Origin of the sequence: Pseudobacter sp., assembly GCF_051955275.1 — a bacterium.
Taxonomy (GTDB): Bacteria; Bacteroidota; Bacteroidia; order Chitinophagales; family Chitinophagaceae; genus Pseudobacter.
Genome location: NZ_JBQCGW010000171.1, coordinates 49,933 through 63,738, shown reverse-complemented (window position 1 = coordinate 63,738; position 13,806 = coordinate 49,933). Strand labels below are relative to the sequence as shown.

Annotated in this window: 10 protein-coding genes; 5 read left to right on the top strand and 5 right to left on the bottom strand. The window is 45.2% G+C overall.

The window, feature by feature from the left end; translation table 11 throughout:
- Nucleotides 1-81 precede the first annotated feature (81 nt).
- A complete protein-coding gene (locus tag ACTHMC_RS14540) occupies nt 82-3,150 on the bottom strand; it encodes an NACHT domain-containing protein (protein WP_440414052.1) in 3,069 nt (1,022 codons plus the stop codon).
- Between the two features lie 58 nt (nt 3,151-3,208).
- Nucleotides 3,209-4,288, bottom strand: coding sequence for a DUF3810 domain-containing protein (locus tag ACTHMC_RS14535; protein ID WP_440414051.1), 1,080 nt, complete (start codon nt 4,286-4,288; stop codon nt 3,209-3,211).
- A 120-nt stretch (nt 4,289-4,408) separates the two neighbouring features.
- On the opposite strand from ACTHMC_RS14535, the gene ACTHMC_RS14530 reads away from it, so the two are divergent.
- Both ACTHMC_RS14530 and rnhA read left to right on the top strand, forming a co-directional pair.
- A complete protein-coding gene (locus ACTHMC_RS14530) occupies nt 4,409-6,040 on the top strand; it encodes an acyl-CoA carboxylase subunit beta (protein ID WP_440414050.1) in 1,632 nt (543 codons plus the stop codon).
- 92 nt (nt 6,041-6,132) lie between these two features.
- Nucleotides 6,133-6,600 carry a ribonuclease HI gene (gene rnhA / locus ACTHMC_RS14525; protein ID WP_440414048.1) on the top strand — a complete coding sequence of 156 codons (468 nt, stop codon included), beginning with the start codon at nt 6,133-6,135 and terminating at the stop codon, nt 6,598-6,600.
- Nucleotides 6,601-6,610: 10 nt separating this feature from the next.
- On the opposite strand, the gene ACTHMC_RS14520 is transcribed toward rnhA, so the two are convergent.
- Nucleotides 6,611-8,218: an OmpA family protein gene (locus ACTHMC_RS14520; RefSeq protein ID WP_440414046.1), complete on the bottom strand. Its 1,608-nt coding sequence runs from the start codon at nt 8,216-8,218 to the stop codon at nt 6,611-6,613.
- 181 nt (nt 8,219-8,399) lie between these two features.
- On the opposite strand from ACTHMC_RS14520, the gene ACTHMC_RS14515 reads away from it, so the two are divergent.
- Complete coding sequence (locus ACTHMC_RS14515; protein WP_440414045.1) at nt 8,400-8,882, top strand: hypothetical protein; 483 nt, start codon at nt 8,400-8,402, stop codon at nt 8,880-8,882.
- 72 nt (nt 8,883-8,954) lie between these two features.
- Here ACTHMC_RS14515 and ACTHMC_RS14510 read toward each other — a convergent pair whose 3' ends face one another.
- A complete protein-coding gene (locus ACTHMC_RS14510; RefSeq protein ID WP_440414043.1) occupies nt 8,955-11,273 on the bottom strand; it encodes a cadherin-like beta sandwich domain-containing protein in 2,319 nt (772 codons plus the stop codon).
- 452 nt (nt 11,274-11,725) lie between these two features.
- Nucleotides 11,726-12,292: a DUF6580 family putative transport protein gene (locus ACTHMC_RS14505; protein WP_440414041.1), complete on the bottom strand. Its 567-nt coding sequence runs from the start codon at nt 12,290-12,292 to the stop codon at nt 11,726-11,728.
- Between the two features lie 195 nt (nt 12,293-12,487).
- On the opposite strand from ACTHMC_RS14505, the gene ACTHMC_RS14500 reads away from it, so the two are divergent.
- Both ACTHMC_RS14500 and ACTHMC_RS14495 read left to right on the top strand, forming a co-directional pair.
- The gene (locus tag ACTHMC_RS14500; RefSeq protein ID WP_440414039.1) at nt 12,488-13,057 is read left to right on the top strand and encodes a peroxiredoxin; all 570 of its coding nucleotides are present in this window, start codon (nt 12,488-12,490) and stop codon (nt 13,055-13,057) included.
- 15 nt (nt 13,058-13,072) lie between these two features.
- Entirely contained in the window at nt 13,073-13,672 is a 600-nt protein-coding gene (locus ACTHMC_RS14495) for a carboxymuconolactone decarboxylase family protein (RefSeq protein WP_440414038.1), read from the top strand.
- The last annotated feature ends 134 nt before the right edge of the window (nt 13,673-13,806 follow it).

The window sequence follows — 13,806 nt, the reverse complement described above, 5'->3', positions numbered from 1 at the left end:
TTAGAATATAGGGAAGCCTCGGATGGATTAATATCTTTCCGAGGCTTAATTATAAATACTGATTAAATTAATTGCACAGCCCTATGCAAACTTTGCAGCATTTTCAATTGAAATAACATACTTAATTATTGCTTCCTTAATTCTTGAATTATTGGAATGAATAGCTGAAAAAACATCATCAGAAAGTAACCTTCTTTGCTTAAATCCAAGTTTTAGAAAAGGTCCTACCTCTTCAAAAAAATCATCTACAGCATCCTGATTATTAATAAGCAATATTAATTCAAAAGACGGGTCAACACTACGTAAACCCAGGCTTATCGCTGGTGGCAGTTGACCAAAACGCAGAAAAAAGACAGAAGAAACATCTACGTTACCATAAAATTTTGATTTACCAAAATCATTATCAAAAAATCTGCAATGTTCAAAAATAACATTTTGAAGTGAAGCATTATCGAACAAGCAATGCCGAAAATCGCAATCCAAAAAATTGACAAAATCAAATATCGCATCAGAGAAGTCGAACCCATTCAACACAAGATTTCCAGCGACACGTTGAGAAATCCAGGAGTCGGAATGCTTTTGACCATCTATCTTTATCCCTTTGAACTCCTTTTTTAACCAGCTTTTATTAACACTTCTCAACAAGTCAACAATTGTATCAGAGCTGAATTTTCTTACAAAAAATTCTTCTCTGGTATTAAACAATCTATTGCCTGCTATTAATGCCAGATGCTTTTCCATGCATATCGAATTACTGTAATGCTGTTCATGAAGCATAGTCACTTCCTCTTTGATAAGAGGAGTAAATTGCGTTGATCGCGACAAAACATACTTATCATTATTAGAAACAATCATAAAGCACAAATCAACCATCGAATCAATAACATGTTGATCAATCACCCAATTCAATAACAACTGCTGAGGAATATCACGTGTATTCGAGTTTATTTTCCCCAGCTCATACCATTTATAATATAGTGCCTGGGAGTTGAGTTGCCGATTACATGCATCAATCGATATCGATGCCAACAACGGAGTCAGGAGTTTTCTTTTCTCTATTACTTCCGGTGAAGGGCTTTCACCTACGGTCTCCTTCAACAACAACAATAGTTCCACAAAGAATTCAATGCATTGTTCTGTTGGGCTTCCTATCTTCAACATAGAAATAACGAAGCTCAAGTTCAGAGAACGATCTAATGCGCAGCAAATAAAAACCTTAAGATAATACTCCGCCAGTAGTATTTCAGCAAAAGACTGATGCTGAAAATGCAGTCTGTTATCATTTTCACCAAAATATGAATGAGAAAGAAACTGAATATCACTAAACCCTTTCCTGCGATATTCATCAAAAACCTCTATATCACTTTCGATGGTGGTAAACCCTCCAATGAGCCGGCAAATATCTGCCTTCTTTAATACCCCTTGCTTCCCTTTCTCTCTCTCGTAAACCCATAAAGCAGCAATATGATGCAAAACGTTCCTTGCTTCGAATTGGTCCTGCAACTTATTCTTATAACCAGGATCATCTACATATTTCGCCTCTTTTGTAAGAAGGTTTAGAAATGACAAATAAATCCCAACCTTTCCTATACTATTTATTGCAATGTTATTTAAGATCAATTGATAGATCATATAAGCAAATATGGGCCTTTGCAGTTCACTTTCACTAAGAGTACCGGAACTATGTAAAACCTCATATACATCTGGATTTTGCTCATTTTTTATCCTATTCAATATACTACTAACAAAACTTGAATCATCGATTATATTTGCGGTCGTTGCATAACTAAGCAGACTACAATTAATCCAATCATTAAACTGTTCCTTTTGAAACCCGAACAATGCCACAAAATAACTATTTCGTACTTTATCATGCACTATCTCATAAGGCTTATTGGCATACACCTGATTAATTAAAACATCATCGAAAGGCCTGGAAGTGATAATGATCCTATTATTGCGAATGATAGCTTTATCAAGATTCTGGATCCTTTTTACCGAACTAATAACTTTTTCAATCTCACTTTTTGTCAGGTCGCAACTTTCATCTAAAGAGTCCACGAGAAACATGAAACGTTTCTGTTTAAAATAATCAGAGTTGATTCTTATCGCATATTTGGTAAGCAAAAAATCTTCCAACACTCCGTTTGGCGTATCGCTCCTATAGTTAGCAAAAGACCTTAAATTAAAATAAACCGGGAACAAACCATCTCCAGTATTCAGATAAGACTGAGCTAGTTGAGCTGCATATTTTTTTAAAAAAACAGACTTCCCTTTCCCGAAATCAGCAATCAAAAAAAGAATTTTATCAACATGATTATCCGGATCTACAGAAAAATACTCATCAATTAGAGCTTCTACTTTTTTCAATTCTGGCTCCTGCCTCTCATTTCCATCTTCATCCAGGCTAACATAAAAAAAACCAAACTCATCTACTCTATTTTCTCTTTTAAAACCACTTCCCAGCGGAGACCAATACCCATAAGTTTCTTCATATTTCAAATCCTCATTCTCTGCAAACCCGATCTTTTTGTTATCTATTATATCCAGCAACAACTTCGTTTCGTTTTCCTGAAAAAGATACTTTTTTATCTTTTCCTTATGCGCCACGTAATTATCTCCGAAAACTTCGGCAATAGTAGCTTCAATCCCATCATTGTAATGTTTCCTGAAATCATTCACCATCACCTGATCCAGCTCCATAGCAATCAGTGCATCTGTCACAATTTCCCTGATCATCTGTATCGCCGGGTGGTATCTCGGTTGAAAGACTGATAAAGTGAATTTCTTTTCCAACTCCTGTATCCGCAAATTGAAATCCTTCTGCAACCCTATCAATCTTTCCTGCAACGGTTTATCCTCCACCATTGAATCTTTCAGGTATTGCACAGACCTGGCAGCTTGCCTGAAAGCAGATTGAATGTATGTATGGAAGCCATACTCATCCAGCATCTTATCCTTAACTTTCTCGAAATGATTATCTATGGCAGGTTTACCCAGCAGTTTTACAAGCAATCCTAATGAACCGGAGGCATTATCTATCAGGTCCTTCTTCCCTTCAAAACTGAATAAGGTTTTCAGATAATCTCCTAGTACTCCAATAAAAGAAGGAGTATTGTCTTTCAAATGTTCTGCAGTCTTTTTTTTCATATTGGAGGAGTAATCATTCAATGAATAAGTGAATAGGGCATCGGATTAAATATTGAAGCTAAATAGCGTCCTTCCCATTCTTCTTGTAATAAGCCACCAGCCACGCGATCACCTCATTATAAGCCAGTTTGCCAGAAGGCTGTTGATTCGCCTTCAAATACTCTCCATACAACTTATCTATCACCCGCTCCACCGGGTTGCGATGTTTCCGGTTGAATTCTTTCAATTCCTTATAATCATTCTTCACAATCACCGGTAACCGCGCACTGAACTGCTTCGCTTTTGCAGAGTCGATATTGTATAAGTAGTACCAGCTATAAGTATACAGATCAAAATATACAGAATAACGGAAAGCCGCATCCGAAGAATGCTTTGCAGCCAGGTAACCCGCGAAATTCGCTTCGTTTTCTTTCGCATAACCAAGCTGGTGGCCTATTTCATGACAGGCAGTAAATGGCTGGATAAACAATGGCACCGTAGTATTAACCTGCGCTTCTCCCGAAAAAGGATTGTAATACCCGGTAAAGCCCAGGTAATTGCCTAAATAACTATAGATCGAAGGCTTCACTGACCTGAATGAATAATCGAAGTTCTGATTATGAACTGCCAGTGAATCATACGCCTTCACGGCATTGCTGAAAAGCAATTTCTTTTTACCGATATCATTCCGGGTGAGCAAAGAAGAGCTATCCAGGGTTTCCAGTCTTTCTGTAATGGTTTCCATCACTGCCACCAGTTCTTCCTGTGTATAGGTGCTCACCTGCAGATTCAGTTGCTTTGCAATCCCCAGGCGGTTATAATTGAGCGCCCAGAGGCCGTTGAAGAAAACATAGACCAGTACTACCACCCATATGAATTGCTTCAGGCCGGCCAGCCAGTACCCCCTATGTGTTTCCTTCCTCCTCAACTTTCTCACCAGCACCACCAGTTTATTCAGTAAAAGCAATACCAGCACGGCATAGAAGATATCTCCCACGCTGAAAGGGATCCAGCCGAACAGGGCGCGCTGCACCTTACCGATCACGGGATATATGCCATTGGAATAATATCGCTCCACCGCTTCCGGGAACAGGGAAAAGATCTTAATGACAATCGCCAGCAGAATGAATGTAAAAAGGGCTTTATTTCGGGTGAACATACCCCTTAAAAATAGGAACAAAATTGACATAAACAGTTACCGGAAAACGGTATTCCAGCTCTGGTTAATATGCCTTATTTTGCAATATATTATTCCCCCTCTCTAATTAACGATTGATATATGATGAACCTGGAATTCAACAAAAACGAAGATGCTATGAAGCTGGCGGTAAGTCAGCTCAGGCAGCGCTGGGAGCAGGTTTCCCTTGGCGGAGGGAAGAAAGCCATTGAAAAGCAACACGAAAGAAAAAAACTGACCGCCCGCGAAAGGATCGAGTATCTGCGTGATGCGGACACACCCTTCACCGAGATCGGAGCCCTTTGCGGATGGGAAATGTACAAAGAGGAAGGCGGATGCCCCTCCGGCGGCACCGTTGCCGGTATTGGTTATGTAAGCGGCCGCCAATGCGTGATCGTAGCCAACGACCAGACCGTAAAGGCTGGCGCCTGGTTCCCTATCACCGGAAAGAAGAACCTGCGCATGCAGGAAATCTCCATGGAAAACAACCTGCCCATCATCTACCTGGTAGACAGTGCCGGGGTTTACCTGCCGATGCAATCGGAGATCTTTCCCGATAAAGAACATTTCGGCCGCATCTTCCGCAACAACGCAAAGATGAGCGCCATGGGCATCACGCAGATCGCCGCAGTGATGGGATCCTGCGTGGCAGGCGGAGCCTATCTCCCACTCATGAGCGACGAGGTGCTGATGGTGGACAATAATTCATCCATCGCCCTGGCAGGTCCATACCTGGTAAAAGCGGCCATCGGAGAAGATATCGATATCCTCACCCTCGGTGGCTCCGTTACACATACCGCCATCAGCGGCAATGCGGATTACCGCTTCGCATCAGAAGAAGAATGTCTCGATTATATCAAAAGCCTGATCAGCAAACTGGGACATACACCCAAAGCGGGCTTCGACCGTATCGCTCCCGCCCCTCCTAAAAAAGATCCGAACGAACTGTACGGCATCATGCCGGCTGACGCCACCAAGCCATATGATATGCTCGATATCATTGAAAGGATCGTGGACAATTCAGCATTCGAACAGTTCAAAGAAGATTATGGCAAAACTATCCTCACCGGGTATGCGCGCATTGACGGCTGGGCAGTTGGCATTGTGGCCAATCAGCGCAAAATGGTAAAAAACCACAAAGGAGAAATGCAGATGGGCGGCGTGATCTATAACGACAGTGCCGATAAGGTGGCCCGATTTGTGATGAACTGCAACCAGAAAAGGATCCCGCTCATTTTCCTGCAGGATGTGACCGGCTTCATGGTTGGCAGCAGAAGTGAACATGCCGGTATCATCAAAGACGGAGCAAAAATGGTGAATGCAGTAGCTAACTCAGTGGTCCCCAAATTCACTGTATATATCGGCAACTCATACGGCGCAGGCAATTACGCCATGTGCGGAAAAGCATACGATCCACGCCAGATCTATGCCTGGCCATATGCAAGACTCGCCGCAATGGGTGGAGAACAGGCTGCCAAAACAGTACTGCAGAGCCAGATCAACAGCCTGAAATCAAAAGGCAAAGAGCTCACACCGGATGAAGAAAAAGCGTTGCTGGAGAAGATCCGCGAGCGTTATGAAGAACAGAGCTCCGCTTACTACGCCGCTGCCAGGTTGATGGTAGACGATATCATCGATCCGCTGAATACCAGGCGCGTGCTGGCTGAAGGCATTGCAGCAGCCAATAACAATCCAAATATCGATCCATTCAAAACAGGAGTGATACAGGTTTAATTGATTACATTTGCCGCCATTCGAAATAACCGGATCTGTTGATTATTTTACCGGCAGATCCGGCTATTCAAAGACTGACGGAAGTAATTATTATGTCGAAAGAACTGATCGTTTATACTGATGGCTCATCCCGTGGAAACCCAGGCCCCGGTGGCTATGGCGCCATTCTCATGTGGGGAGGGAAAGCAAAGGAATTATCTGCAGGCTTCAGAAAGACCACCAATAACAGAATGGAACTGATGGCCGTGATCGCTGCACTGGAAGCCCTCAACAGACCAGGCCTTACCATCACCATTTACTCCGACTCCCAATATGTGGTAAAAGCCGTTCAGGAAGGCTGGCTCCGAAACTGGATCCGCACCGGTTTCAAAGGCGGCAAAAAGAACAAAGATCTCTGGATGCGTTACGACGCACTGGCCAGACCTCATAACATAAAATTCATCTGGGTAAAAGGCCATGCGGATAATCCCTACAATAACCGGTGCGATATTCTGGCTACCACAGCAGCAGACCAGAAAGGACTGCCGCCGGATATGGGATATGAAAGTGGTGAAAATTAATCGACCCGGATCAGTTCTTCAGTATCTTGAATTCCACCCTCCTGTTCAACTGCCTTCCATCATCTGTTTCATTGGTGGCAACAGGTTTGGTTTCGCCATAACCCTGTGAGATGATCCTTGCTTCAGCAATACCTTGAGAGATGATATACTCCCTTACTGATCTTGCACGGTTATCACTCAGCTTGTAATTATATTCATCCGAACCTTTGCTGTCTGTATGCGCACTCATTTCAATTTCTATAGCAGGATTCTCTTTCAATAATTTCACTACATGGTTTAACTCCACATAGGACTCCGGTCTCAGGTCCCATTTATCAAAATCGAAGAATACATTGTTCAACCGTACTACCTGCCCGATCTCGATAGGCACCAGGTAAAGATCTTTGTGGATCACTTTGTAACCTTCTTTCACCAAAGAGTCCAGGTTCAGATTTTCCGAGATGGCAAAGAAATGATCGGCGGTTGCGCGGATGCTGTAGTTCTTATCATAGGGCAATACGATATTGAACGCACCATCTGCCGGCGCGGAAACACCACTGCCGGCCAATGCGCCATCAGGCAGGGTTTCATACAGCAGCGAAGCACTCAGGGGCTGCTTTGTTTTAGCATTGTATACATTGCCGCTCACCAGTACCACGGGGTCCGGTTTCTCACGTTCCAGCAGTTTTACCTGCACGATATCGGTTTCACCATAGGTTTCAAGACTGGTAGTGAGATAAGCATATTCACCACCGGCATCCAGTGTAAAGAAAGCATCCCAGTCGGGTGTATTGATAGGAGTTCCCAGATTTACCGGAACGCTCCACTTCTGCCAGGTCTTATCCAGGCGCTTACTCATCCAGATATCATTGTCTCCTAACCCACCGGGCCGGTTACTGCTGAAATACATGGTGATGCCATCTGCGGCAACATAAGGCGTCATCTCATCATAATCGGGCAGATTGATCACTTTGCCCAGGGACTTTGGTTCGCTCCAGCTGCCATCATCCTGCAGAAAGCACACATAAATATCATTATTCGGATTTCCTTTTTCAGGGGCTATATACAGGAGAAGGGTTCTGCCGTCAGGAGCCATGGTAGCACCGGATTGAGGTCCTCTGTCGTATTTCTCGTAATTGCGGATATAGAGCATCTGTGGTTCACTCCATCTGCCATTTGCCTGTCTCTTGCAAAGGCTCACTCCTTTTCCATTGTAAGCGCCATTCATGAAAGCGCCGCGGATCAGGATCCGGTTATTGTCAGGGGAGATCCAGTACACAGCGTTATAGTGCATGGTATTGAGAGGTGGGCCCAGGTGGCGGGCCTCGCTCCATTTGCCGGTGCTGTCCTTTTCCGCATACCAGATATCCTGTGAATTGGGAATGGCATCATACTTTGTATTGGCAGGATGGTTCTGGCAGATGAAGAAAAGATGCTTTCCATCAGCAGAAACGGTGGGCCGCAGCTCCGCAAGATTGCTGTTTATATTCAGGCCAAGGTTCTCCACCTTGATGATGGTACTGGCAGTAATTATATTCTCTTTTTGCTGGATCAGCTTCCCGGAAGTGTCAGACGGCGTCTGACCGCTGGCAAGGGACACAGAGGCGCATAGCCCCAGGAGTGAGAGTAGTTTTTTCAAGATACCGGATTTTGAGAACAAACTACAAAATGAGACTGGTGAATCCAAGCAATAAGCGCTGAAAGGCAGTTTCAGGCGCTGCAATCCCCTGTTTATTTAAGAAACAATACAAAATCAACCCCTAAAATCATTATTTTTATACACCTCCCCGCCACACAACTTCAATCAAAAAAATACCAACATGAATCGTTTATCCATCATTGCCATGCTTTTCGTTTTCTGTTGTTCCTGTAATTTCAGCAAAGGAGTAAAAAAAGACCTCAGCACGGGGCTTACCACCCAATACAATGGCTTCCGCGTTGAAGACGCATGGCTTGAGGATGGCAACGGCAACAAACTCTCCAGTAATAAAATTCCGATGGGCACTACCTTGCTGGTGGTAGCTTCGGGCGTATCCAACTTTACAGAAAAAAATGGAAGGGTTTACCCCGGCTGCCAGATTTTGCTCACAGATACTGCAGGAACAGAAATGTTGAATATCGCCGATGCATTCGCCGGCAATACGGAAGGGTTCAAGCCGGAGGAAGCTACGCGGCTGACCGCCACGCTGAATACGGGCAAGCCCATGGAAACGGGCGCTACCTATATTCTGAAAACAGCATTTTTCGACAAGCAGAATAAGGAAAACAAGATCCATGCTGAATTGAAAATCGAAATGAGATAATATTTTCACCTGAAAATGAGAAGGGCAGACACCATCAGTGGTATCTGCCCTTCTCATTAGTTGTATATGCGTTTATTGCTTTACAAATTTGATCGCATTATTATTGGCTGCCTTAAAGTAATATACACCGCTCTTCAGGTCATTGATATTGATCTGCTCTACAGGTTTCATCAACCTTCCTCTCTTCACTTCTTTCCCGTCAGTATCGGTAATAACGAAGATCAGGTCTTTTGCCTGGCTGCCGGCTTCTGCAAAGATAAAGCTCCCTGCAGGAACGGGATACAATGAAATACCTTTCTGAACGGCATTTGCGCCTGCGATGACGATATCACTGAACTCTGTATAACCATCCCTGTCCACCATCATCAGCCTGTAAAAATTGCGCCCGGAAGCAGGGGTCCTGTCAGTATAACCGTATTGAATAACCGAATTACTTTCGCCAGCAGCATTTAGTTTGGCGATCTCCTTCCAGTTCCTGGCATCGGAGCTGCGCTGGAGCAAGAAGAATGAACTATTGATCTCGGTGGCCGTCTGCCAGTTCAGCTGGATGCCACTATTCACCTGTTTTGCAGTAAAAGCGGCGAGCTTCACTGGCAGGGCGCCTTCCTGTATCAACATCAGTCCGCTTTCCCTGAAAGTACCGGCAGAAATACCATCATTGGGTGTAACACGCACACTCAGGTATTTACCAAGATCGGCTGCGGTAATCGAATAGCTATTACTGGTAGCCTGGCTGATGGCAGCTTTGCCAGTTCCTGTGGCCGTATTCGAGCGATACCACTGATAGGTGCTCACGTTCCCGTGGTTTTCAACATCGGAATAATCATATTCAGCTGTAAGTCGCTTTCCTACCATGAAGAAGCCTGTTGTCTGCAGGTTGGAAACAACCGGCGGCGTATTCCTTGCGCCCGGAACAGCAGTTCCCTGCGGGCTTTCAGCACCTGCAGCCTCCATGGCCACAATAGCATAATAGTAAGTGGTGCCGATCTGTGCTGTATTATCAGAATAGGTGGTGCCTGAAACAGGTGTTGCAGTCAGCAGTGTCAGGTTTTCAGCGGTGGTTCCCCGGTATATTTTATACCGGTTGGCACCGGGAGCTGCCTCCCAGGTAAGGTTCACGCCTAACCTTGCCATTGTTGTAGTAAAATTGATAGGGGTTGGCGGCGGTATACCCATCCTGGTGACAACTATACTATAAGTACGTACTGCTCCGTTCTGCGCCGTTACGGCTACCTGGATCGTATTCGTACCTACTGCCAGATTATATTCCGGAGAGGTAGTACCGCTGGCCAGGCTGGCCAGTGAGCCGGAAAGCCCGGCCTTTATAGTGGCATCCGCCTGCTCTACGGTGGGTGTTACACTGATCTTATCCACGTCATTGGGAACTGACATGGTATAAGAGATGGTGGTTTTGACGAATGCAGGGCTCAGGGTTCCTGTACTGGTGGTCAGTGCACTCAGGTTCGCATTATTCTGGAGCCACCTTGTTCGATAAATCCTGTGAAGTTTGTAGTCTGATATGTAAAAGTCGCCATTGGGCGCGATCACCATTCCGCTCACCCCGCCATTAACAGCAGTGGAAGTTACGGTTGACCTGGCCCATGTACCCGCTGCACATTTGATGATGGTTCTGTCGTGCGTGCCCATCAGATATACATTACCTGATGCATCTGCAGCCAGGTCACCAGTAATGATCCACATTTCAGACGTACTCTGGGCCATGGAGACCAGAACGGTCACCACATCTGTCTGAAGATTGACCCTGGCCAGGGTTCCGTTGATGGACAGTGCATACAGCCAGGTACCGCTTGGGTCTACGGCCAGTGCACGAACTTCGTGGTTGGAACCAGCCGTGGTGTTTGGAATAGTAAACCGTTTGTATTCTTCTTCCGTGGCCAGGTTTACCACGCTCACCATTCCTCCAGAGGCCCGGTACATGGTATTGCCATAGATCTTAAAAGCCCTGGAATTACCAAGTGTAGTATTAGGTGTCATGCTCTTCGCACGGAAATAAGAAACATTTCCGTTCACGATCTTTCCATGATAGTCCCCGGTACCGGCAAAATACACGATACCGTTACCAGCAACAGCGATCGGTCCGAAAGGCCCGAGCAAGGGCGTTGAAAGTGCCGGTCCGGAAGGAGTTGGTGGTATGCTGCCTGAATGCGCCTGTTTAGGAACACCTGCCACCAGGATTACTTTACCGTCAGGCGTGATCTTGCGGATAACACGATTGTTGCCATCTGACACATACAGATTTCCATCGGCATCCATCGCAATACCGCCAGGGTAGGCGAATTTAGCAGTAAGTGCATCGTTGTTTTCGTCAACGTAGTAGTCGGGGGTGCCACCAGCACCCGCAAACACAGTAGTAGTAGCTACCTGTGCCATCAATCGGGAGGAGAAAATCAATGAAAGAGCTGCCGTACTTACAAGCATACACAGGAAACCTCTCAGAGGGTTTCTCTGCCGGGTACAATTCGGGGTCATAGCGTATTAGGGTTTTAATAATTGAACACCGGCGATATTTTGAGTACGGTCATCACATCACTGGTGCAACTAACCGCAAATTTATAGTAATTAATTACTTAAAAACAATGACGAATCACCATCACCCCTGAGATTTTTCAAATTTACCCATTCCACATAATGGGAATCTATGCCCGATATTCCATAAACCAGGATCTTAAATAAAGGCTGTTTATTATTTGAATATCATAATATAGAAGAACCTGACAGATGGGGAGCAGTCACTCGCGGGGACGCGAGCGACCGGGCACGGCGAAAAATAAACAGGGCTGACCTTTTTTGGTCAGCCCCTCCGAAAAATATATTGCAACAGCTTAGGCTGCCACTACTGTTTTAGTTTCTTTCTTACCTACCAGGTACCATGTTCCGAAGAACAGGGCGCTGAATCCGAGGGTAGCGATCAGGCTGCCTTTATAAAAAGGAAGACCGGCTGCATAACAGGCCATCAGCCCTTCCCAGGTTTTCGGGTATTCGATCCAGTCACCTACTCCGGCCCATGTCAGGAAGTTAGATACCAGGAAGAAATAAGTAGGACCAGCCAGTGAAATGGCCACTACATTCTTTACATTGATCTTTCTGATCAGCATACCGAACACGGTCACTGAAGCAAAAAGCAGGTAATTGATCCACATTCCGCCGTAGAATCCGCCGTATGGCGCCCAGCCTGCTGCAAACAATCCTTCATAGAGCACATCTGATAACAACATGGACACGATCGGGAACAGGAAGGCCAGTTTTTTGTCCTGGATCATAGCGCCGCTGAAAAGTGCGATAGCCAGCTGGGGAGCAAATCCCAACGGCCTGTCAGGGATAACACGGTAAATGGCGGCCACCACAACCATCACTATAAGGCTCCAGATCAGTTTCTTATTTGATTTCATATTGGAAAGTAATAGGCCCCAAAAGTACGTTTTTTTCGTTTACCTGCTAAAAGATGCAGTCTGAGCCATGATTATAGATAGTATCTATTGATCAATAGATAATGTTTATGATTATCTATTACTTACAAGCTTACTTTTGCGCCACCTTACGATTGCCCCACAGAGAAAATCAGCAAAAACTTTAATAATCATTATATGTCCAACAGAATTTTGTCTATTGGGAACCAGTTCCCTGCATTTAAGAAAAAGGCAGTAGTATCAACAGAAAAAGGAAAAGAGTTTGCAGACCTTACTCAGGACCATGCAAGCAGCCAGGGTCAGTGGATGGTGATGTTCTGGTGGCCTAAGGATTTCACTTTCGTATGCCCTACAGAGATCGCTGAATTCAACAAGAAAGCTTCCGATTTTTCTGACCGCGATACAGTACTGATCGGTGCTTCTACCGATTCTGAATTCGTTCACCTGGCCTGGAGAAAAGACCATGCTGATCTGAAAGACCTGAAGTTCCCCATGCTGGCTGACACGTCAAAATCACTCGCTGAAGAGCTGGGCATCCTGGACAGTGAAGAGAAGATCGCTTACCGCGCTACTTTCATCATCGACCCTCAGGGTATCATCCGTTGGGTTAGTGTGAACGATCTGAGCGTAGGCCGTAACGTACAGGAGGTTATCCGTGTACTGGACGCACTGCAAACAGATGAGCTCTGCCCATGCAACTGGAATAAAGGTCAGGAAACGCTGACTACCCAGCTGAACATGAACTAATCTAAACCCGGAACCATGAGTGTTGAATCAATAATTCAGAACGAGACTTTTCAGAACCTGCTGGCGGAGCTCAATATCCCCAACTATGTTCCTTCAGCCAACGCACAGGCTTTACTGCAGGTGAATGCACGGTATATCAAGGATCTGAAGATCAATACCAGTAATGTACTGAGCAATACGCAGTACCTCACACGCAAGGAAGCATTATTGCTGGCGCTGGGCGTGGCAGTGAACGACAAGGTCATCTTCCTGCAGGAAGCCTTCACCGGCCTTGCAAAAGATGCCGGCGCCACTGAAGCGGAGATCGCGGAAATGATCGCCTGCACTTCACTGATGGCTACCAACAATGTGTTCTACAGGTTCCGTCATTTCATGCAGAAAGAATATTACACGGCCACTCCTGCCGGCATCAAGATGAGCATTATGATGAATCCCGTGCTGGGCAAGGAGTTCTTTGAACTGGCAAGCCTGGTGATCTCTTCCATCAATGGTTGCGAAATGTGTGTTACTTCACATGAGCAATCTGTACTGCAACATGGCAGCAGCGAAGGCAAAGTGCTGGAAGCTGTTAAGCTGGGTGCAGTGATCAAAGGACTGATCACCGTTCTTGCATAAGTTTACAGGCAACAGATATTTCAACGGGCGTCTCCCTGGAGGCGCCCGTTCTTTATTTATTCATTAAGTCATCCTCCTCTTCCGTTAAACGGGTCTTTTATCACGCCAGGCTATTTGCAGTTTTGTGCCAGAGA